The sequence below is a fragment of the Pseudomonas triticifolii genome, from assembly GCF_014358015.1.
Taxonomy (GTDB): Bacteria; Pseudomonadota; Gammaproteobacteria; order Pseudomonadales; family Pseudomonadaceae; genus Aquipseudomonas; species Aquipseudomonas triticifolii.
On sequence record NZ_JACONV010000011.1, the window covers coordinates 38,475 to 58,432 of the forward strand.

The 19,958-nt window shown below is 58.8% G+C and carries 22 protein-coding genes; 10 read left to right on the forward strand and 12 right to left on the reverse strand.

The window, feature by feature from the left end; genetic code table 11:
- Positions 1-133 precede the first annotated feature (133 nt).
- The gene (locus H8S56_RS15470; protein ID WP_187519120.1) at positions 134-445 is read right to left on the reverse strand and encodes a cupin domain-containing protein; all 312 of its coding nucleotides are present in this window, start codon (positions 443-445) and stop codon (positions 134-136) included.
- A 375-nt stretch (positions 446-820) separates the two neighbouring features.
- Between H8S56_RS15470 and H8S56_RS15475 the strand changes: the two genes are divergently transcribed.
- The 3 genes from H8S56_RS15475 to H8S56_RS15485 all read left to right on the forward strand — a co-directional run bounded on the left by H8S56_RS15475 (position 821) and on the right by H8S56_RS15485 (position 3,216).
- Positions 821-1,399: an NAD(P)H-dependent oxidoreductase gene (locus tag H8S56_RS15475; RefSeq protein WP_187519121.1), complete on the forward strand. Its 579-nt coding sequence runs from the start codon at positions 821-823 to the stop codon at positions 1,397-1,399.
- 70 nt (positions 1,400-1,469) lie between these two features.
- A complete protein-coding gene (locus H8S56_RS15480) occupies positions 1,470-1,844 on the forward strand; it encodes a MerR family transcriptional regulator (protein WP_187519122.1) in 375 nt (124 codons plus the stop codon).
- 466 nt (positions 1,845-2,310) lie between these two features.
- Positions 2,311-3,216, forward strand: a complete 906-nt coding sequence (locus H8S56_RS15485; RefSeq protein ID WP_187519123.1) for a LysR family transcriptional regulator — start codon at positions 2,311-2,313, stop codon at positions 3,214-3,216.
- Positions 3,217-3,253: 37 nt separating this feature from the next.
- Here H8S56_RS15485 and H8S56_RS15490 read toward each other — a convergent pair whose 3' ends face one another.
- The gene (locus H8S56_RS15490) at positions 3,254-4,195 is read right to left on the reverse strand and encodes a cupin domain-containing protein (protein ID WP_187519124.1); all 942 of its coding nucleotides are present in this window, start codon (positions 4,193-4,195) and stop codon (positions 3,254-3,256) included.
- Between the two features lie 385 nt (positions 4,196-4,580).
- On the opposite strand from H8S56_RS15490, the gene H8S56_RS15500 reads away from it, so the two are divergent.
- The gene (locus H8S56_RS15500) at positions 4,581-5,192 is read left to right on the forward strand and encodes a TetR/AcrR family transcriptional regulator (protein ID WP_024684896.1); all 612 of its coding nucleotides are present in this window, start codon (positions 4,581-4,583) and stop codon (positions 5,190-5,192) included.
- Between the two features lie 19 nt (positions 5,193-5,211).
- Here the strand turns inward: H8S56_RS15500 and H8S56_RS15505 are convergent, their stop codons facing one another.
- From H8S56_RS15505 to H8S56_RS15520, 4 genes are all read right to left on the reverse strand, one after another.
- Positions 5,212-5,691, reverse strand: a complete 480-nt coding sequence (locus H8S56_RS15505) for a DUF3237 domain-containing protein (protein ID WP_187519125.1) — start codon at positions 5,689-5,691, stop codon at positions 5,212-5,214.
- 42 nt (positions 5,692-5,733) lie between these two features.
- The gene (locus H8S56_RS15510) at positions 5,734-6,837 is read right to left on the reverse strand and encodes a polyamine ABC transporter substrate-binding protein (protein WP_187519126.1); all 1,104 of its coding nucleotides are present in this window, start codon (positions 6,835-6,837) and stop codon (positions 5,734-5,736) included.
- Positions 6,838-6,877: 40 nt separating this feature from the next.
- Positions 6,878-8,215 carry an alginate export family protein gene (locus tag H8S56_RS15515; RefSeq protein ID WP_187519127.1) on the reverse strand — a complete coding sequence of 446 codons (1,338 nt, stop codon included), beginning with the start codon at positions 8,213-8,215 and terminating at the stop codon, positions 6,878-6,880.
- A gap of 113 nt (positions 8,216-8,328) precedes the next feature.
- Entirely contained in the window at positions 8,329-9,591 is a 1,263-nt protein-coding gene (locus tag H8S56_RS15520; RefSeq protein ID WP_024684900.1) for a serine hydrolase domain-containing protein, read from the reverse strand.
- 647 nt (positions 9,592-10,238) lie between these two features.
- Here H8S56_RS15520 and H8S56_RS15525 point away from each other — a divergent pair.
- On the forward strand, positions 10,239-10,472 hold the full coding sequence (locus H8S56_RS15525) for a DUF6124 family protein (protein WP_024684901.1): 234 nt from the start codon (positions 10,239-10,241) through the stop codon (positions 10,470-10,472).
- A 40-nt stretch (positions 10,473-10,512) separates the two neighbouring features.
- On the opposite strand, the gene H8S56_RS15530 is transcribed toward H8S56_RS15525, so the two are convergent.
- From H8S56_RS15530 to H8S56_RS15545, 4 genes are all read right to left on the reverse strand, one after another.
- Positions 10,513-11,670, reverse strand: coding sequence for a phospholipase D-like domain-containing protein (locus H8S56_RS15530; RefSeq protein WP_187519128.1), 1,158 nt, complete (start codon positions 11,668-11,670; stop codon positions 10,513-10,515).
- A gap of 1 nt (position 11,671) precedes the next feature.
- Entirely contained in the window at positions 11,672-12,253 is a 582-nt protein-coding gene (locus H8S56_RS15535; protein WP_024684903.1) for a YceI family protein, read from the reverse strand.
- Positions 12,254-12,334: 81 nt separating this feature from the next.
- Positions 12,335-12,673, reverse strand: a complete 339-nt coding sequence (locus tag H8S56_RS15540) for an amidase (protein ID WP_187519129.1) — start codon at positions 12,671-12,673, stop codon at positions 12,335-12,337.
- Entirely contained in the window at positions 12,670-13,776 is a 1,107-nt protein-coding gene (locus H8S56_RS15545; RefSeq protein ID WP_187519130.1) for a serine hydrolase domain-containing protein, read from the reverse strand. The genes H8S56_RS15540 and H8S56_RS15545 overlap by 4 nt, the downstream gene beginning before the upstream one ends.
- Positions 13,777-14,187: 411 nt before the next feature.
- Between H8S56_RS15545 and olsB the strand changes: the two genes are divergently transcribed.
- A complete protein-coding gene (olsB, locus tag H8S56_RS15550) occupies positions 14,188-14,943 on the forward strand; it encodes an L-ornithine N(alpha)-acyltransferase (protein WP_024686758.1) in 756 nt (251 codons plus the stop codon).
- Positions 14,943-15,734: a lysophospholipid acyltransferase family protein gene (locus tag H8S56_RS15555; RefSeq protein WP_024686757.1), complete on the forward strand. Its 792-nt coding sequence runs from the start codon at positions 14,943-14,945 to the stop codon at positions 15,732-15,734. Before olsB ends, H8S56_RS15555 begins: the two co-directional genes overlap by 1 nt.
- Here the strand turns inward: H8S56_RS15555 and H8S56_RS15560 are convergent.
- On the reverse strand, positions 15,692-16,291 hold the full coding sequence (locus H8S56_RS15560) for an acyl carrier protein phosphodiesterase (protein WP_024686756.1): 600 nt from the start codon (positions 16,289-16,291) through the stop codon (positions 15,692-15,694). The two genes, H8S56_RS15555 and H8S56_RS15560, sit on opposite strands and share 43 nt — an antisense overlap.
- A gap of 163 nt (positions 16,292-16,454) precedes the next feature.
- On the opposite strand from H8S56_RS15560, the gene H8S56_RS15565 reads away from it, so the two are divergent.
- From H8S56_RS15565 to H8S56_RS15575, 3 genes are read left to right on the forward strand one after another with little or no spacing between them, the layout of a single operon-like run.
- Positions 16,455-16,769, forward strand: coding sequence for an ArsR/SmtB family transcription factor (locus H8S56_RS15565; protein WP_024686755.1), 315 nt, complete (start codon positions 16,455-16,457; stop codon positions 16,767-16,769).
- Positions 16,770-16,797: 28 nt separating this feature from the next.
- Entirely contained in the window at positions 16,798-17,964 is a 1,167-nt protein-coding gene (locus H8S56_RS15570) for an MFS transporter (RefSeq protein ID WP_187519131.1), read from the forward strand.
- Between the two features lie 21 nt (positions 17,965-17,985).
- Positions 17,986-19,035, forward strand: coding sequence for an alkene reductase (locus tag H8S56_RS15575; RefSeq protein WP_024686753.1), 1,050 nt, complete (start codon positions 17,986-17,988; stop codon positions 19,033-19,035).
- Between the two features lie 68 nt (positions 19,036-19,103).
- Here the strand turns inward: H8S56_RS15575 and H8S56_RS15580 are convergent, their stop codons facing one another.
- A complete protein-coding gene (locus tag H8S56_RS15580; RefSeq protein ID WP_235986801.1) occupies positions 19,104-19,781 on the reverse strand; it encodes a hypothetical protein in 678 nt (225 codons plus the stop codon).
- Positions 19,782-19,958: the final 177 nt, after the last annotated feature.

Below are 19,958 nucleotides of genomic sequence, written 5' to 3' on the forward strand. Positions count from 1 at the left end.
GAGCATGGCTGAAGTATTTTTATGATTCGGAACAACGCATGACGTTCAGGTGGGCGGTTGCTGCCAACGGACCTCGACGAAAACCACCTTATGCGCAATGGTCACCCTGGCTCTGAGCGATAGCGTAGTCAACTCAAACGCTGCCCTCACGTTCGATAACCAGAATCCGTGCTTCTCCGCGAGGATGCGCAACATGCTCACATCCAACGCCTGCGAAAAACACGTCACCCACCTCCAGGGTCACGACGCGCTCGACCCCTGACTCGCGATAATGCATATCTACGCTGCCATCGAGGACGGCAAACACTTCCTCACCGTCGTTGACATGCCACTTGTAGGGCTGATCGGTCCAGTGGAGGCGCACGGTGGTTCCATCCATGTTAGCTATATCGTCAGCCCCCCAAGCACGAGTGGCGGTGAAGTCTTTGCTACGGATAACTCTCATTGATCACGGTTCTCGGACAGGTCGTAATGTCTGCCAATCTATCAGAACCTGTGCCCTTCCCACTGCGGGACGAAAAGAAGACCTGGGCTGAAAGGCCATTGCTGGCCGGAAGCGAACTATCGCCAACAGCAGGTTTCAAGTTCACCCGATCATAAGATCGGCGGTTCAAAACATGGAACGCTCGCCAGGATGCCTTTGCTTGATTGGCTGATAGGGACTTAGTAATGGTTTCAGAACTGTGGCGTCTGAGTCGCGGAGACGTTCGTTTTACCCTGCGCACCAGTCATCGGCGCAGGCATTCCGGTAGCACTGGGCGATTGACTCTCCTGTTAGGGGCAGGCTTTACCCTGAGGGCTTCATGTTCAGGAAGAAGTGATGATGAGCCAGCGCATTCTTGTGATATTGGGGCATCCTTCAGGCGAGAGTTTCTGCGGGGCGCTGACCGGCTGTTATGTCGAGGCAGCCAGAAGTGCCGGCCATGATGTACGGGTTTTACGACTTGATTCCTTAAACTTCGACCCATTGCTGCGCGCAGGTTACAGGATGCCTCAGCCACTGGAACCCGACCTGATCAAGGCCCAGGCAGACATCACCTGGGCCGAACACCTGGTATTTATCTACCCCATTTGGTGGGGCGGTATTCCGGCCTTGATGAAAGGTTTTTTCGACCGGGTCTTCCTGCCCGGTTACGCTTTTCAGTACCGGCCAGGTAAAGCCTTCCCTGAGCAACTGCTGAAAGGCCGAACGGCGCATCTGCTGGTAACGATGGACACGCCACCCTGGTACTACCGGTGGGTCTATCGTATGCCTGGCGTTCATCAGGTGCGCAAAAACACGTTGCACTTCTGCGGTATCAAACCGCTGAACACGCTGATGTTCGGGCCATTACTGGGCTCCAGTTCACGGCAGCGGGACGCCTGGCTCAAGCAGGTTGAAGGCATCGCCAGCCGCTGACCAAGGCCCGAGTTTCCCGATCCGGTAGCGCTATGCAAAGATGCGCAATACCCATGTAAAAAGGACGTTCATGTACATCGGCAAAGCCGCCCAGCTGTCGGGCACTACGGTCAAGACCATCCGTCATTACGAAAAGATCGGGCTGTTGCGGCCACCCGAACGCCAAGGGACATATCGCATTTACAACCAGCAAAGCGTTGAACTGTTGACGTTCATCAAGTGCGCGCAGCAGCTAGGTTTCAAACTTAAGGAAATGCAGACGATTCTCCAGGGCCATCGGGGATTTGGCTTGCCGTGGGAGTCAGCGGGAAAGGCCATTGCCGATAAGAAGCTGGAAGTGATGGGGCAGATCAATGGTTTGCAGCAGATATACGCCGGACTTGAGGCATTTGAAGCGAGCCTTGAAGGTGCCAGGTATGAGTGCGGGGGCGAGCATCTATCCTAGGCTCTGTACGAAAAGTGGCTGCGCTCGGTGATGCTGCGTTAAAAACAGGCTCGTGCGCGAGTCCGATCGGAATGCTCATTTACAACACGTAGAGTCGGACGCGACCCCGGCCGTTCCTCGCCTGTTTTTGCCTTGCCTGACCTTCGCTCGCCGACTTTTCGTACAAAACCTAACCGCAACGACTGCACCTTTAGACGGGGGAAACGTCTACGAAATGCTGGGCAATTCACAACCTGGCGATGGGCAGCCCCGTTGCTCTCGGTCGACAGGTGACACATTTATTGAATGGGACAGTCATGCTTGCTGCGCGGGCGGGAGGTGACTTCACTGAACGCTTGCGATGGGATACCCTCCGGATATGACCCAGGCTGGGGTCTCATAAGCAACCGAGTTTTTCCAATCGATCTTAAGGCTCAAGTGCACCGAACAGCCGGGCTAGCGACACCAGAAAACCAGAGAGGCGCACTTGGACTACCTAGCCGCACTGACCGCTTTCGTAGAGTCTGCCAATGGCAACAGCTTCTCCAAAGCAGCAGGGCGTTTGGGGATCAAAGCTTCTACGGTTTCGCGTTACATCAAAGATCTAGAGCACGATCTCGGCATTGCACTTTTCAATCGATCAACACGAAAACTCGCATTGACGGAGGGTGGGCAAACGTTCTTGTACCACGCCCAAAAAGTCCTCTTTGAATTGTCAGAAGCCAGGGCGGCAACATCCGCCCTCAATCAAAATCCCCGAGGGAGATTGAAGGTTAGTCTTCCTCCTGCTTTTGCACGTCATCATATACTTCCTCTCGTAGGCGAGTTTATCGAGCGTTACCCAGACATCACACTGGACCTCAGTCTTGATGAGTCACAAGTCGATCTGATCGCTAATGGAATCGACCTTGCGATTCGAATTGGCAGGTTGGCCAACTCCAATCTCAAGGCGAGAAAGCTGGCTGAGGTAAAGACTTTCCTATGTGTGAGTCCAGGGTTTGCCACTCGTTATCCTCAACCGGATCGCCCTGATCAACTTCCCGTCGACATGATGATCATCGGGCGTGAGTGCCCCGAGGTGTTGATATGGGCCAACGACAACGAGCAGGTTTCGTTGCCCGTTGATCCTGTACTTTGGATAAATGACCTTGACGCTCAGCTAATGGCGGTGAGTAGCGGGTTGGGAATGGCATTGCTGCCAGATTGGCTCGCTAGCGCCAGTTTGCGCGATGGTCGACTGGTGCGTTGGCTGCCTGATTGGGAGGTCAAGGGCTCACAGGAATCTGGCGCCATCTGGTTTGTATATCCCCCGAAGCGAATCGTTTCTTCGAAGGTGCGATGCTTCATCGATTTCATTGCTGAGCGCGTGGTTGACCGGCCTGTGTGGCAGTGATGATTCCCGGTATGAGCCAGTCATACCGGGAGTCCATTTAGCTGAACCGAATATCCAGTGATCGCAGATAGGTCTGTAGACCTGCATCCTGAATTGGTATCAGAAATGCTTCGCGATCCGACTCGTTGAAGTGGGCATGCCAATAGCCAGGTGGTGTGACGAACGCCAGCCCTGGTGTCCAATCTACGCGTTTTGGATTGCGAATCTGGCCATTTTCTTCCAGTTCAGTACCGACAAGCGAATAGCACCCGGCTGGGCAGTCAATGATGAAGTCCAGGGCGATGGATTGGTGCCGGTGGGGTTTTTGGATCGAGCCGGCTGGCAGGATGCCGTACATCGCCCACAGTACATGGGTCACTGTACGTGTCTGAGGGAAGTGACTGTTACCCAGCAGAATGCTGATGCGGCTGCGATCCTGCGCACGTGGATCATCAGCGGCTTCACGAAGCTTTGCCGATGCGACATCCGCAGGGTACAGAGTCGGGGTAAAGCGGTCTTCACTTCTGCTCACGCCTAAGTAGCGAAGAAGAGGCTCATCATGGACCCAGTAGAATCGTGCGTCCGCCGACGCCTTGAGGAGTGTGCTGTTCATCCCTGGCAGGGCGATAAAACAACCTTTCGTCCATTCAAACGCCTCGTCACCGTACGCAAGGCTGCCACTACCATCGATGACATACAGAACCTGTGAGGTCGCGTTGGGCGCTAATGTGATGTCGTCGCCAGCGTTCAGTCGAATAAAACTAGCGCAAAGACCTGGGCCGGTTGCTGGGCCTTCACACCCTAGTTTTTCGCTCAAATCGAGAGCAACTGTTCGAGAGGGGCCCGAATCATAGAGCGAAGCAGGGAAACTCTGGTACGGGATGCGGGTGATCAAGTTTGCGCTGATCGGGTTTGCCGCTTTGCTGTATTCAAAGTATTCAGCGTCGATCTCGTGTGGAGATACTTCCAGGTTTGAATGCGGTTGAATTGCACTGTTCATAATGAAGTCTCGTTTTGGGGGTCTCATCATCAGCACACTGCAAGAGCCAGCACGCCACGGTGGACTCAATATACGAGTCTGGTTCGGCGCCATGAAGAACCACACCAGCACATCACTTGTGTGTAAAGGGGTGTTGATCCCCTCCCGATTCATCTACCGTCCCGTCGAGGACTGCGAACACTTCCTCATCCTCGCCGACATGCCACTTATATGGCTGGTCGGTCCAGCACTCACGGCTGCAGTGCGCCATTACCCTTTCATGCAAACGGCAGTGGTACACGAAACCATCCGCAATTAGTGCTTTAAAAAATTTATTCAATTAAGTATTTTGCAAGAGCACCGGGGCGGCAAGCGCCCCTCTTTTTATTAGTGACAAGGATCTCCTGTGAGCGGACTGCGTGAACGTCAGAAGGCCGAACGCCGGCAAGCCATCAGCAAGGCCGCGATCGAGCTGTTTGAGCGCCAGGGTTTCCAGAACACCACCATCGAACAGATCGCCAGCCAGGCCGGGGTGTCGCCGCCGACGGTGTTCAAGTACTTCGGCAACAAGCAGGAAATCATCCTGGAAATCCTGCACGGTGCCGATCAACGTGCAATCACAGACACCCGCAGCCTGATCCACGAAATAGACGACCCGGTCGAAGCGCTTTGCCACCTGGAACGCTTGCTCACGGGCTATGCACTGGAAGTGATGCACCCCAGCCTGTGGCGTGAACTGCTGCCGCTGATCCTGTTCGGCGGCAGCAACGAACTGCCCGAGGGCTATCGGGCCATGAACGATGCGCTCAGGGCCGAAATCAGCGAGTTGCTACGGGAATTGCAACGGGCAGGCAAACTGCGTCCACAACTCGACGTGGAATTGGCCGCGTTCCTGTTGAACGACTACTCGCACCTGCAACTCTTCCGGCTGGTGAACCAGGAACCCCCGGATATCAACGCACACTCTACCCAGGTCAGGCGTATCACCGAGCTGCTGTTCTACGGTATGCAGGCCTGACCGTTTCCTGGGTTGAGCCTCAGTCAAAGCGATAGCAACGAATCACCACCTGGTCGGCGCTCGGGTAATGTACCAGGCCGATAAAACTTGAACGGCTGAGCCAGTCCAGCCGCCCCTTGGGCACCTGGAACACCGGCGTGCACGTGCAGCGGTACTCCGCCTCAGGAATCGGCCATTGACCGTCGCGCTCCAGCTGCCGCCCGTACTCAGTCATGGTCAAAACGCCCCGGTTACGGATGTTGATCACCTCACCTTCGTCGGTCCTCAAGCTGTAGCGGGCATCCAGTTGACCGACGCCATCCGGGCGCAAAACAAAGCAATCCTCTCCGCCCGCCAGCACCTGGCCGCTAACGCCGACCCCCTCGAAATCCCCGCCCACAATCGGGTAGTTGCAGCGCAGGCCGTCAACGCTGGCGCCCAGCATTACCCCCGCCTCTATCGTTACGCGAAGGGTCAGCACTCGCTGCAAGTTGGGGATAATGTCCATCAATTCAGTCATGGCAAGCTCCAGGCCCGGCGCGCACGCACCGGGCCATACTGATCAGCGGTTGCTCTTGATGGCGGTCCAGGTGCGAGTACGGATGCGCTCTGCGGCGGCCGGAATAGGCTCCAGGGCGAACAGGGTCTTGCGCGCTTCCTCTGGCACATACATGTTGGGGTTGTTGCGGATGCTCGCGTCCACCAGCGCTGTGGCGTCCTTGTTCGGGTTGGGATAGCCGATTTTGTTGCTGATGCGTGCAATCACGTCAGGGCGCAGGATGTAATTGATGAACGCATGGGCCTCCGCAAGATCGGGTGCATTGGCCGGGATCGCCATTACGTCAGACCACATGGGCGCGCCTTCCCTGGGCAGTGCCATCTCGACCTTGACGCCCTTGCCCGCAGCATCCGCCAATCGCTTGGCCAGCGCCACACCACCGGACCAGCCCACGCCCACGCAGATGTCTCCGTTGGCCAGGTCCATGCCGTAGCGCGACGAGTTGAAGTAAGTGATGTGAGGGCGAATCTTCATCATCACGGCCTGGGCTTGCGCATAGTCCTCGCGCTTCTGGCTATTGGGGTCGAGCCCCTTGTAGTGCAGGGCAATGGGCAGAATCTCGCTGCCTGCGTCAATAAAACCCACGCCGCAACTGGCGAGCCTGGCGAGGTTTTCTTCGTTGAAGATGATCTCCCAGCTGTTCATCTGCACGTCGGGGCCGAGCACCTGGCGAACCTTGTCGACGTTGTAGCCGATAAGCGTGGTGCCCCACAGGTAAGGCGCGGCGTAACGGTTACCGGTGTCGCCCACGGTTTCCAGGGATTGCATGAATTGCGGGTCCAGGTGCTGCCAGTTCGGCAACTGCTTGCGGTCCAGCGGCTGCACGGCACCGGCCGTGATCAAACGCCCCAGGCTGGCGGAGCCGGGGAACACCACGTCATACCCGGAGTTGCCCGTCAGCAACTTGGACTCCATGGTTTCAGGACTGTCGAACACGTCATAAATCGGGCGAATGCCGGTTTCTTCCTGGAAACTCTTGAGCACCTCGGGTGGCAGGTATTCGATCCAGTTGTAGATCCGTACGGTTCGTTCTTCAGCCAGGCAAAAACCACTGATGAACAAAGAGGCAAACATACCCAGCAAGGTATTACGCAAAAATCTGTTCATGATCAAAACACTCCAGCGCGGCCGCGATGGCTCGCAGCACTTAATAGCGGTAGGTGAAATACAGTTCCAGTGCACTGAACATCTGGTCATCGCCGAACACCTGTTTGGCGGCGGCCAGTGGTTTTACCCAGTTATAGGACAGCGACGTGTAGAGCGACGGCGTGGGGGTCCAGTCGAGGAACACCACACTTTCGTCAGCAAAGCGCCGATCGCTGACGGGGGTGCCCATGTAGTTCTTCTCGTCCAGCCAGAACTGGTAGTGAATCGCGCCGAGGGTCAGGGTTTCGTTGAGGTGGGTCTTGAGGGAGAACTGCTGGACGTTTTCGTTACTGTTGAACAGCAGGTAATTGCCGACCACGTCCCCGACCAGCCACGTACTCCAGTCGACGAAGCCTTTGCTCAGTGGATCCCAGGCTTTTTGTCGGGTGTCGGAGAGGTTGTCGTCGCCGGAAAAACTGGCGTAGCGGTAGCCAAGGACCGGCGTCAGCGGCAAGGTACTGAAGGCATAGTCGGCCTGGGCATACCAGGCGTTGGCATCGTAGTCGCCCCCCTCGCCGCTGCCGCGCTCCAGCGCGTACTCGGCATTCAGGGTCAGCGCCTCTACGCCGGGCACCTTGGCGTTGAGCGCCCGCACGTTGTACACCTGCATGCCGTCCCGACGGCGCGGAAGCGTACTGCCTCTGGGGCCAAGGGCATTGATCTTCATGGCCATCGCCCCCAGCGTTACCTGGTCATCGACGTTGTAATCGAGGTTGACACCGGTCATGCGAAAATCGCCCAGGTCATCATCGGTACGCAAGGTGAAAGCCTGAGACTTCAGCGCGCCATGATCCCAGGCCAGGATCGCCGAATCCTTGAAGGCGGTTCGTGGGCCGAGCCAGTAGGCGCCATCCTTGAACTGGTCAAGGTTACCGTCCATGACGATGAACCCCGTACCGATCATGTAGTTCTGGCGGCCGGCGGTGAACGTCCACTCGCCGGCGCGAAAACCACCGTAGAACTCTTCGGCTGCGACCTTGCCATCGGAGCTGCGGCTGAGGCCACCCGGATCGCCATCGCCAAACGTGCTCGCCCCCACCAGCGAACCGCCTGCCAGCAGGCTGAAATCCGGTTGCAACGCATACTCGAGTTTGACCCCGGGTTTTACGTAGACCTCTTGCCAATTGATACGGGTACCGCCGTTTTTACCGTTGCGCGTATCGACCTGGCCGCTGCCGAAGTTGACGCCACGGCTAAACAGCGTCGCCCCTCCTGCCGTGAGATTGACTTCACCCTTGAGGTTGCCGTCCTCAAAGGTATAACCCGCCAGCGCGACGTGGGTGGTCAAGGGTAAGCCGAGCGCTAACAGCGCCTGGGGAAAACGCTTGGTGAAAACCATAAGAAGCTCCTGTGGAATTATTGTTGTTACAGGGCAGTCAATGGCGACGCAGGGCGTCGCCAACACCTGGGCAAGCCAGGTGAATAGAACGCAAAACTCTTATTTTTTGTGGATCAGTGACTTAGGTGGGCGGCGATCGCGCGCAGCATGCGCACGCTGTCGGTATCGAACGGGCTGACCGCATCGGTGAGCGACGATTGCTTGACGATCACCACGCCGGACGGCTTGTCGATAAACAGGTATTGACCGTGGATCCCTCCGGCCATCAGGGCTTGGCTGTGGTCGTTGAACACATACCACTGGCTGCGATAGGACGCACCCGGCGTCCAACTGGAGAACTCGGCATTTTGCGCGTAGATCGCCGGATCGGAACCGGCAGCGATACGGGCGATGGTCTCGGGTGACAGCAGCTCAACTCCGTCCTGGCGACCGTCGTTGGCCAGCAACCGGCCGAAGCGTGCCATGTCTCTCAAGGTGGCACTGAAGCCCGCTCCGGCAACGTTACGGCCCCAGGGATCGGCCATGAAATAACCGTCGCGGTCGCACCCCAAGCGCCCCCAGATCTCTTCCAGCATCTGACTGCACGCCTTGCCCGAGGCACGTTCCATGACCCATGCCAGGACTTCGGTAGTGGCGGTCACGTAATGGAAAAAACCACCGTGGCTGCCGCGCTTCTTGAGGGACGGCAAGTACTGGTACAACGAGTCGAACTGGGCGTACTGCGCCGGTGCCGGCTGAAAGCCGCAGGCATAACCGTACTGTGAACTCTCAGAGCCGGGATCGTCATAGACCTCGCTGTAGTCGATGCCCACCGCCATATCAAACAACTGACGCACCGTGGCATCACCAAACGCACTGCCTACCAGCTCAGGCACGTAGTACGCGACGGACAGTTCGGGCTTGAGCAGGCCCTTGGAAACCAGTTGTTCGCCGAGCGTACCGACCAGCGACTTGGTCACCGAGAACATGATGTGCCGGTCATCCGCGCGTTGGCCGTTGAAGTAGCGCTCGAACAACACCGTGTCACCCTGCATCACCAAAAAGGCATCGGTCTGGCTGGCCACAAGGTGCTCGATAACACTGATGCTAAGCCCGCACTCGCTGTCGAAACACAGGCGGTCCAGCGCTTTAGGCGCTTCCTTGAGCGGACCGGCAGGCCTTGGACCCGCCGCCACATCAATGGTGGGACGCAGCCGCGCTAGATGACGGAACCCCCACTGACTGAAGGGCGCGCGCATCCAGTTGTGCCACGTTACCCGGTGTTCCGGCTCGGCCGGGAAACCCTGCATCAGGACAGGTGACACGCGGGTTGCAACGGACGACTCATTGGCCTCGACGTAAAGAGTCGCCAGTACAGACGGTTTTTTAAGACTCATCGGGATAACCCTGAAGATGACTCTGCATGAGAGCAGATGCACAGGAATAATTATCCGATATTTTATTTTAGTCAATAAAACTTTTTACCGGCTAACCTAACGCCCTGTTGGACGAGAATAATCTGGCGGCCATGACGCCCCCTCGAGAAACGACCACACGCTGAACAGACGGCGATAAACCGTGTAAATCGGTGTCAGGAGCACAGGCTTTTCATGGAGCGGCAGGAGCCAAGGGATACGTCTGGATGAAGGCATTCCGGCAGGCTGACAGCACGTTGCTCCTTGAAACACGTCTTCGCTGGCTGTGGATATTAGCCAGCGAACGCCCCCAATAGCAGGATGCCTCTCTATCCGTTGAGTGAAATTTCCGAGAGAATCACAACCCCTTGCGCCAGCTCACTCCGGTCTCTAGGCTGCCCCGGTCGCTGCAAAATCAGCGATCAGGTTTGGTAGACCTGTCTGTGCTGGCGCAACGCGTCACCTCTGCGAGGCGAGCTTTTTCGTCTTGCTATTTATGGTGGCCGTGCGCATGGCATCTTCGGATGCACCGGGTGCCAGCAGCCGGTCTACCAACTTGCACACGGCCGCCACCTTATCGTTTGGTAGCGATGACTGACGGCTCCTTCATTGTCTGCTGGAGTTTAAAAATGCGCGAAAAACTCATCCCCGACCCACCGAACGCCCTGTACACCATCAACCCGTCCGTCACGCAGGAACAGGCGCTCAACTACGCGTCAGACCTGTTGCGCTGCATCATTACCACGGCTTACGAGTCCGGGGATAACGCCGAAGGCACCAGTCGGGATCTGGTGTTTGCGGTGCTGCATATGGCGGAGTTGGCAAAGGCCATGGTGGATCGTTCGCTCGACAGTATGGTCTAGCGAGCCGAGCTGCGGGGGCCATTGCCGGCCCCTTCCCTTTTCAGTTGCGCTGGTCCAGCAGGTTGACCACCAATCGGTCAATCCAGCCCCAGAGGCGCTGCTTGACGCGTCGCCACAATGGCCGGGCTTTCCAGTCGGCCAGAGTGGTTTCGGCGCTGAGGGCGAAGTCTTTTTCGAAGCTTTCAACCACGTCGCGGGTCAACCCGGGATCGAGGGCTTCGACGTTGGCTTCCAGATTGAAGCGCAGGTTCCAGTGGTCGAAGTTGCACGAACCGATGCTCACCCAGTCATCGATCAACACCATCTTCAGGTGCAGGAAACACGGCTGGTACTCGAATATCTTCACGCCTGCGCGCAACAAGCGCGGGTAATAGCGATGGCCTGCGTATCGGACCGATGGGTGATCGGTGCGCGGACCGGTCAGCAACAAACGCACATCCACACCCCGCGCCGCGGCCCTGCGCAGGGCGCGGCGTACTTTCCAGGTGGGCAGAAAGTACGGCGTTGCCAGCCAGATGCGCGTCTGGCCGCTGTTCAAAGCGCGCACCAGCGATTGCAGAATGTCGCGGTGTTGGCGTGAATCGGCGTAAGCCACGCGGCCCAGCCCTTCTCCTGAGGTCGGCACACTGGGCAGGTGCGTCAGTCCGAAGTGCTCTTTCGGACGCCAGGCGGTGCGGTGTGGGTTGACGTGAAACTGTCGGTCGAACAGCGCCTGCCAGTCGATTACCAGCGGCCCGGTGATTTCCACCATGACTTCGTGCCACTGGCTGACGTCCTTGTCCGGCTCCCAGAATTCATCGGTCACGCCAGTGCCGCCGATTACGGCCAGTGCCTTGTCCACGACCAGTATCTTGCGATGGTCGCGGTAGAGGTTGCGCAAGCCGCGCCGCCAATGGATCGGGTTGTACAGGCGCAGGATCACGCCGGCATCGGTGAGCTGTTTGCGCAGGCCAGCGTCGAAGGCTTGCGAACCGAAATCATCGAACAGGCACCGCACGATCACCCCACGCCGGGCGGCGTCCACCAGCGCCCGAACCACGGCATCAGCACAGGCGCCCGCTTCCACCAGATACAGTTCCAGGTCGACCTGCTGTTCGGCACGGTCGATGGCCGTGATCATGCGCGGGAAGAAGGCAGGCCCGTCGATGAGCAAGCGGAACTGGTTGTTCTCACGCCACGGAAAAATCGCACCGTTCATGTCAGCGCGCCGTGAAGATCAGGACGGCCCCGACAGGGACCGACAGGCTGATCGCCGAGAGACCTGCGTTACCGCGTAATGCGTTGAAGTCTGGCACCAGATCGAAATCCTGAGCGTGAACCACCAGAGGTTCGAGCGTGACCACCTGAAAGCGTCGATCATCCAGACGCGTTGCCAGCAGTTCGGCGTTGTAAGTGTGAGTCTTGCCGCGCAGGCTCACCGTCAGCGGCAGGCGCAGTTCCAGCTGTGCGCCGGGGGCCAGCGCGTTGATGGGCCGCATGTCGAGCTGGGCGTTGATCCGGGCAGCGGGAAAGCTGCGAATCTGAAACACCTGATCACGCAGACGCTCGTCGCGCTGGGCAATGCCGGTACTGACCGACTCCAGTTCGACTTCCACTTCGGCCAACCCTTTGCCGTCAACCTTGCCGTGCAACACCAGAAAGCGATGCACTTCGGCGACGTCGGCGTTTTTGGTGGAGGTGAACGACAGGCGTGATGACTCGTTATCCAGATACCAGCTGGCGTGGGCAGGAAGCGCCGCAGCGGCCAAAATGGCCAGCAGCCAGCGAATAGTGTTGAGCATGCAGACTCCGGGCGGGCAATTGAGGAGCACCTTATCCGCCTGTCAGACCGCTGGCAAACCGCTACGTTCGTCCATCGGTTGTCATGGTGTTTCGGGCATCAGGCGACACCCCTCGCGCGGCCCTTGCCACACGGCGCTGCTGGTGCGTCCAAGACCGCTGGCCGTCACCTTTTTCAATTCAGGCTGATCGATCAATGTGCTGGGCACGTACTGTTTGACGTAGGCCCGGCAATAGTCCTCGGGGTTGTTCACCACATAACGGCATGAGCAGTATTCCTTGGCGGTGTAGGCACTGATGATGGTCGGAAACGCCTGCAGGGCAACGCGGTACTGGAAAATAAGCACGATGAAGGCCGCAAGCATCAGCAACAGCAGACTGATGAAGGGACGACGCAGAATGAACGCTCGACGCCTGCTCATTGCACGTTCTCCTTGCCAAACGCTGCCTGGATGCGTTTGAGCATCTGGTCGTGGTCGTAACGGCCGTCGCGATCATCGGCGTAGCGCACGATGACCAGCTTCTGACTGGGGATCACGTACAGCGCCTGGCCCCAATGGCCCAGCGCCGCAAAGGTATCAGGCGGCGCGTCCGGCCAGGGTCCGGCATGACCGTCAGCCGTGTGGTTGAGCCACCATTGACCGCCGGGCACTTCGACGTTGGCCAGCACTTGCTCACCGTTGAAGGGCGTGAGTACGAAGTCCATCCATGCCTTGTTGAGGAGCGGCTTGTCCTGCCACTGCCCGCCCCGCTGCATGAGCAGGCCGACACGCGCCAGATCGCGGGCAGTCATGTAGGCGTAGGAGGACCCCACAAACGTGCCGCTGGCGTCTTTTTCCCAGATGGCGCTGCGGATGCCGAGCGGATCGAACAGCGCAGTCCAGGGATAATCCGGATAGGCCTCAACCCCGACCATGCTTTTCAAAGCGGCGGCCAGTACATTGCTGTCGCCACTGGAATACAGGTAGCGCGAGCCAGGAGGAGTGGCTGCCTTGTGGCTGGCAGTAAAGCGGGCCATGTCGTTACGGCCTCGGGTGTAGAGCATCGCGACCACCGATGAATTGAGAGGCGCGTACTCGTAATCTTCCTGCCAGTCCAGGCCGGACGCCCAGTGCATCAGATCTTGAACGGTGATCTCTGGATGGTTCTTGAACGGCGGGTAGAACATCGCCACCGGATCGTTCAATTGAAAGCGCCCTTCGCCGAATGCCACGCCCAGCACGGTCGCCATGATGCTTTTGCTGATCGACCACGTCAGGTGAGGCGTCTGCGCAGTGGTCACGCCGGTGTAGCGTTCATAGACGATCTCGCCGTCATGAATCACCAGCAGCGCATCGGTGCGGATGCCGTCACGCGTGGCCTCGTCGCGAGGCGGGAAGGCGTAGGTTTCCAGCGCATCGAGCGCGGCGCTGCGAGGGGATGGACGTGAAGACCATTGCTCGCCGGGCCAGATTTGGGCCTGTGCATTCAAGGTATTTGCCACCAGAACAACCCACAGACACAGGCGAGCCAACCGAGACAGCATGACGAGTCCTCGCAATATGATCCGGGCACAGTAGCAGCCGATTGTGACAGTGGTCCGCACAATCCTGATCGGGGAACGGTGGAAGGGCAACCGGTCTGGGCGGCACTCCGACGATGAACGATGACACGGATCTCCTGATACACCGCGTCGACTTCATCGCCGGCAAGCCGCCTCCCACAATCTGATCTGCCCCCGAAGAAGCAGCGAAATCTCCCACACCGATCACGTTGCTTCAGTGGGCTCTATGGTACGCGCAATGTGTATTCCATCGACACGTCTGCGGCCGTCACACAACCATCACCAAAGCTTCATGGGCATGACACGCCATCTCCCTAGCCTGCAAATACAGCAAAGCGCTTGGACTAATCAGTCGACCGGCCATTTCTGCAAGGCTGGTTCATGGAGATTCGTATGACCCAGATCGCACGCATTCGTGACAACACTTCTGAACGCCGTCTTCAGGCCGAGCGCCTGATAGGAACGCGAGCTTTGCAGGAAGCACAGGCCTTACGTTTCAGTGTGTTCAGCGAGGAGTTCAACGCCCGTCTCAACGGGGCAGAACAAGGTCTGGATATCGACGACTACGACGTGCATTGCTCGCACATCGGCGTACGTGACCTGAACACCGGGCGACTGGTCGCCACCACCCGGCTGCTGGATCACAAGGCCGCCAGCACGCTGGGGCGCTTCTACAGCGAAGAAGAATTCAGCCTGCACGGCCTGGTGCATCTGCAGGGTCCGATTCTGGAACTGGGCCGTACCTGCGTCGATCCGGCCTATCGCAACGGCGGCACCATCGCGGTGTTGTGGAGCGAGCTGGCTGAGGTCCTGAACGAAGGCGGTTATAGCTACCTGATGGGCTGCGCGAGTATCCCGATGCAGGACGGCGGTATTCAGGCCCACGCAATCATGCAGCGCCTGCGCGAACGCTACCTGTGCAACGAGCACCTGCGCGCAGAACCGAAGAACCCGCTGCCCGCCCTCGACATTCCGGGCAACGTCATTTGCGAAATGCCGCCGTTGCTCAAGGCTTACATGCGTCTGGGCGCGAAGATCTGCGGCGAGCCGTGCTGGGATGAAGATTTCCAGGTGGCCGATGTGTTCATCCTGCTCAAGCGCGACGATCTGTGCCCGCGCTACGCACGCCACTTCAAGGCGGCGGTGTGATGAGCCGGGTACGCGGCTATGCCCGAGTGGTTCGGGTGCTGTTGGTGGTGGCGCTCGGACTGACGATTGCGAGTGCCTTCGCAGTGCTTGAACGCCTTAAAGTCGGTGGTTCCATGGAGCGTCGTCAGCGCTGGAGTCGCTGGTTCATGGCACGCCTGAGCAGCGCGCTGCCGTTTCGCGTGACCATCACCGGCGAGCTGCCCCGCCAGCCAATGCTGTGGGTCAGTAATCACGTGTCCTGGACTGACATCGCACTGCTGGGCATGCTTGCGCCGCTGTCGTTTCTGTCCAAGGCCGAAGTACGCACCTGGCCGGTCGCAGGCTGGCTGGCCCTGAAAGCCGGCACTCTGTTCATTCGTCGCGGTTCGGGCGACAGCCGTTTGATCCAGAAACAGATGAGCAACCATCTGCAACAGGGCAACGCTCTGCTGATCTTCCCGGAAGGCACCACCACTGACGGCAAGAGCCTGCGCACGTTCCACGGTCGCCTGTTGTCCAGCGCCATCGAAGCGGGCGTGGCGATTCAGCCGGTTGCGATTGCCTACACCCGCGACGGCAAGCCTGATCCGATTGCGCCGTTCATTGGTGACGATGACCTGCTGTCACACTTGCGTCGTCTGTTCGCCAATGAACAAAGCGATGTGCACATCCATTTGCTCACCCCTATCCAGACCGCCGATCAGGAACGCGCCGCGCTGGCGTTCAAGGCGCAGCAAGCCGTGCAGGTCGCCTTGTTCGGCGAAAGCGCTCAGCCCGGCGAAGTGGTCTCGCGCCCAGCCAGGGCGGCCTGAGCGAAGTCCTGCAGCTGCGGGTAGAACTCAGCGAAGTCTGCACTGAGGGGTTGGTAAAGCGTCTGCAATTCCTGCATGCCGCCTGCCAGCCCTTCGGGTCGTGAAAGACGCCGGGCTATCCCGCCCAGCACCTGCTCCAGCACCTCGAACTCTCGATACGAACCCAGCCAGTCTTGCGCGGCCATGCGTGGGGCAATCAGCGCCAGGCGTTCCGGCAACTGCGGTTCGGCGGCCAATGCGCCGTAGACCTTTCCCGTGAATACCGCCAGCGGCAGATCGGCATAGCGATGCCAGTCACGCGCCAGGCAGTGGTCGAAAAACACGTCGAGCATGATGCCGGCGTAGCGCCTGCGTTGCGCCGGAAACCGGGCGATGGATGCCTTGATCATCGGGTGGTTGTCAGTGAACGCGTCGATGCTGCGATGCAAGCGGATGGCTGCTTCCAGCTCCGCAGGAAAACGCCCCGGCAGCGGGCCTTTGACGAAGTCGCCGTAGAGGCTGCCAAGCAATTGAGCGGGCCGATGGCCGCCTAGATGAAGATGTGCCAGATAGTTCATAAGCCAAGCGTACGCCGCTTTCCGGGGCCAGGTCTATATATCGATATAACCCGATATACCGATTCAGACTGAGCCTAGACCAAAATCATATTTGTATATCGCGAAATACAGATATAAGGTTCGCCCTATCGCGATATATCGCTACATCGCCTGTGAGAACGACATGCCTATCGACCTCGACGACATCATAAAAGCGCTGGCCCACCCGGTCCGCCGAGAAATTCTGACCTGGCTCAAGGACCCGCGCGCCTCGTTTCCCGCCCAGGAACACTCGATCGAGCACGGCGTCTGCGCCGGGCAGATCGATCAGCGTGCCGGGCTCTCTCAGTCCACGGTTTCTGCGCATCTGGCCACCTTGCAACGCGCAGGCCTGATCAGCAGCAAGAAGGTCGGCCAGTGGCATTTCTTCAGGCGCAACGAAGAGACCCTTCAGGCGTTCGTGCAGGCGTTGGTGCAGGAACTGAACAACCCAGCCTGATCTTTCCACTTTTCCAAGGAGATGCCCTGTGCCTCTTTCACTCATCATTCTGGCCCTGAGCGCCTTCGCCATTGGCACCACCGAGTTTGTCATCATGGGCCTGCTGCCCGACGTGGCAGCCGACCTGGGCGTGTCCATTCCCGGTGCCGGCTGGCTGGTGACCGGCTACGCGCTGGGCGTGGCCATCGGTGCGCCGTTCATGGCGATGGCCACGGCAAAACTGCCGCGCAAGGCCGCACTGGTCACGCTGATGGGCATCTTCATCGTCGGCAATCTGCTTTGCGCGCTGGCCAGCGACTATGACGTGCTGATGTTTGCGCGGGTCGTGACGGCGCTGTGTCACGGTGCTTTCTTCGGCATCGGTTCGGTGGTCGCGGCAGGTCTGGTGCCCGCCAACCGTCGCGCGTCGGCCGTGGCCTTGATGTTCACCGGTCTGACCCTGGCCAATGTGCTGGGCGTGCCACTGGGCACCGCGCTGGGTCAGTACGCAGGCTGGCGCTCGACCTTCTGGGCAGTGACTGTCATCGGCGTGATTGCCCTGATCGGCCTGATCCGTTTTCTGCCGACCAAACGCGATGAAGAAAAACTCGACATGCGCGCCGAACTGGCTGCGCTCAGGGGCGCTGGCATCTGGCTGTCGCTGACCATGACTGCACTGTTTTCGGCGTCGATGTTCACGCTGTTCACCTACGTGGCACCACTGCTGGGTGACGTGACTGGCGTCTCGCCTCAAGGCGTGACCTGGACACTGCTGCTGATCGGTCTGGGCCTGACAGTCGGCAACGTGATCGGCGGCAAGATGGCCGACCGCAAAGTGTCGTCGACGCTGATAGGCGTGTTCATCTCGATGGCGGTGATCTCCACGGCGCTGAGCTGGACGAGTGCAGCGCTGATCCCGACCGAGATCACCCTCTTCCTCTGGGCCGTTGCCGCCTTTGCCGCCGTGCCTGCATTACAGATCAATGTGGTGACCTTCGGCAAGGCCGCACCCAACCTGGTGTCGACCCTGAACATCGGCGCATTCAACGTCGGCAACGCACTCGGTGCCTGGGTCGGCGGCAGCGTCATCGCCCACGGTCTGGGCCTGACTCGCGTGCCGTTGGCCGCAGCGGTCCTGGCAGTGCTCGCCCTGCTCATTACCCTGATTACTTTCCGTCAGACCGGCGATCCCGATCTGGCTCCGGCAACTCATTGATCTATAAAGAGTATTGGACACATGACGACTATCTTTGACCCGATCACCATTGGCGACCTGCAACTGCCAAACCGCATCATCATGGCGCCGCTGACACGCTGCCGCGCCGACGAAGGCCGCGTTCCTAACGCGATGATGGCTGAGTACTACGTACAGCGCGCATCGGCTGGCCTGATCATCAGCGAAGCGACATCAGTGACGCCGATGGGCGTCGGCTACCCCGACACGCCCGGCATCTGGTCCAACGATCAGGTGCGTGGCTGGAGCAATATCACCAAAGCGGTACACGCTGCGGGCGGACGCATTGTGCTGCAGTTGTGGCACGTGGGGCGGATCTCGCACCCGCTCTACCTGAACGACGAAGCGCCAGTTGCACCGAGCGCTGTTCAGCCTGAAGGGCATGTGAGCCTGGTGCGCCCGATTACCTCGTTCCCGACGCCACGAGCGCTTGAACTGGCGGAAATCGGTGACGTTGTCGAGGCCTACCGTGTGGGTGCGGAAAACGCCAAGGCTGCCGGTTTTGATGGCGTGGAGATCCACGGTGCCAACGGCTACCTGCTCGACCAGTTCCTGCAGACCAGCACCAACCAGCGCACCGACCAGTACGGTGGCTCGCTGGAAAACCGCGCCCGCCTGCTGCTGGAAGTGACCGACGCTGCCGTTGAGGTCTGGGGCGCTGGCCGCGTGGGCGTGCACCTTTCGCCTCGCGCCGACCTGCACGACATGGGCGATGACAATCTGGCGGAAACATTCGGCTATGTCGCCAAAGAGCTGGGCAAGCGCGGTATTGCGTTCATCTGTGCGCGTGAGCATGACGCAGGCGACAGCATCGGTCCGCAGCTCAAAAAAGACTTTGGTGGCGTGTACATCGCCAACGAGAAATTCACCAAGGACAGCGCCAATACCTGGCTGGCTGAAGGCAAAGCCGATGCAGTGGCGTTCGGCGTGCCCTACATCGCCAACCCGGATCTGCCAGAGCGTCTGGCCAGCGATGCCCCCTTGAATGAAGCCCGCCCGGAAACCTTCTACGCCAAGGGCCCCGTCGGCTACATTGACTACCCGCGCTTGTAACCCGCACACGGCAATGAAAACACCTGACGCGAAAGCGTCAGGTTTTTTATTGCCCGACGCCGAGCCGCTTACTTCGCAGCGGCCGGGTCGGTGACGCCTATGACATTACCGTCGGCATCGGTGACTCTGCCGTCCGACATCTTCCAACGGCCATCGGGGTATTTGATCGAACCATCGGCAAAGACCCAGGTGCCGTCTTTATGCAAGACATTGCCTTCGGCATCTTCAGTGCTGCCATCGGCATGTACCGTGGTCCCATCCAGATTCTGTACGGTGCCATCAGGCCGAGTGACCGACAGGGTTTGGGGATCTGCAACGCTGCCGTCCGGGTAACTGACGGTGCCATCCGGGTTGAACACACTGTTGAGTGGGTGAACCAGTTGCATAACGCCAGTGGCTGTGTTGACGACGCTCAGCAACTTATCCAGCTTTGAAGGCCGTGGCGGATCTTGTGGCATCTTCACGTCAACCGGTGGTTTTTCAGCAGGTTTGACCACAGGCTTTGTCGGTGGATTTACCGATTTAGATACCGGTGGCTTTACGGGCGTTTCGACAGGTGGTTTTACCGGAGGCTTGACCGGCGGCTTCACAGGCGTCTCGACAGGTGGTTTTACCGGAGGCTTGACCGGCGGCTTCACAGGCGTCTCGACAGGTGGTTTTACCGGAGGCTTCACAGGTGGCTTGACAGGCGGTTTGAACGAAGCGCTCATTAACTCCGCTGCCGCGGCCGGCGCAACTGCGTTCATCGCTTCGCCGTATTGTTCGTCATGGGTGCCTGTCTTTTCAGCGATAACAGGATCAACGCTGGTGTCCTTGTCATTGGGATGCATCGTATTGATTCCTTTCATGAGTGATATTCCATTGGATAAACAGCAACGCAAGCATAAGCCGCCGTTTTTTCGGCAGTTCCATACGTATTTAGT

Coding starts and splice junctions, on each gene's coding strand:
- H8S56_RS15515 (WP_187519127.1), bottom strand. CDS start 8,215: ATGGTTTTCACCAAGCGTTTTCCCCAGGCGCTGTTAGCGCTCGGCTTA.
- H8S56_RS15575 (WP_024686753.1), top strand. CDS start 17,986: ATGACGACTATCTTTGACCCGATCACCATTGGCGACCTGCAACTGCCA.
- H8S56_RS15520 (WP_024684900.1), bottom strand. CDS start 9,591: ATGAGTCTTAAAAAACCGTCTGTACTGGCGACTCTTTACGTCGAGGCC.
- H8S56_RS15530 (WP_187519128.1), bottom strand. CDS start 11,670: ATGAACGGTGCGATTTTTCCGTGGCGTGAGAACAACCAGTTCCGCTTG.
- H8S56_RS15505 (WP_187519125.1), bottom strand. CDS start 5,691: ATGACTGAATTGATGGACATTATCCCCAACTTGCAGCGAGTGCTGACC.
- H8S56_RS15545 (WP_187519130.1), bottom strand. CDS start 13,776: ATGCTGTCTCGGTTGGCTCGCCTGTGTCTGTGGGTTGTTCTGGTGGCA.
- H8S56_RS15560 (WP_024686756.1), bottom strand. CDS start 16,291: ATGAACTATCTGGCACATCTTCATCTAGGCGGCCATCGGCCCGCTCAA.
- H8S56_RS15580 (WP_235986801.1), bottom strand. CDS start 19,781: ATGAACGCAGTTGCGCCGGCCGCGGCAGCGGAGTTAATGAGCGCTTCG.
- olsB (WP_024686758.1), top strand. CDS start 14,188: ATGACCCAGATCGCACGCATTCGTGACAACACTTCTGAACGCCGTCTT.
- H8S56_RS15470 (WP_187519120.1), bottom strand. CDS start 445: ATGAGAGTTATCCGTAGCAAAGACTTCACCGCCACTCGTGCTTGGGGG.
- H8S56_RS15540 (WP_187519129.1), bottom strand. CDS start 12,673: ATGAGCAGGCGTCGAGCGTTCATTCTGCGTCGTCCCTTCATCAGTCTG.
- H8S56_RS15490 (WP_187519124.1), bottom strand. CDS start 4,195: ATGAACAGTGCAATTCAACCGCATTCAAACCTGGAAGTATCTCCACAC.
- H8S56_RS15535 (WP_024684903.1), bottom strand. CDS start 12,253: ATGCTCAACACTATTCGCTGGCTGCTGGCCATTTTGGCCGCTGCGGCG.
- H8S56_RS15475 (WP_187519121.1), top strand. CDS start 821: ATGATGAGCCAGCGCATTCTTGTGATATTGGGGCATCCTTCAGGCGAG.
- H8S56_RS15480 (WP_187519122.1), top strand. CDS start 1,470: ATGTACATCGGCAAAGCCGCCCAGCTGTCGGGCACTACGGTCAAGACC.
- H8S56_RS15525 (WP_024684901.1), top strand. CDS start 10,239: ATGCGCGAAAAACTCATCCCCGACCCACCGAACGCCCTGTACACCATC.
- H8S56_RS15510 (WP_187519126.1), bottom strand. CDS start 6,837: ATGAACAGATTTTTGCGTAATACCTTGCTGGGTATGTTTGCCTCTTTG.
- H8S56_RS15565 (WP_024686755.1), top strand. CDS start 16,455: ATGCCTATCGACCTCGACGACATCATAAAAGCGCTGGCCCACCCGGTC.
- H8S56_RS15555 (WP_024686757.1), top strand. CDS start 14,943: ATGAGCCGGGTACGCGGCTATGCCCGAGTGGTTCGGGTGCTGTTGGTG.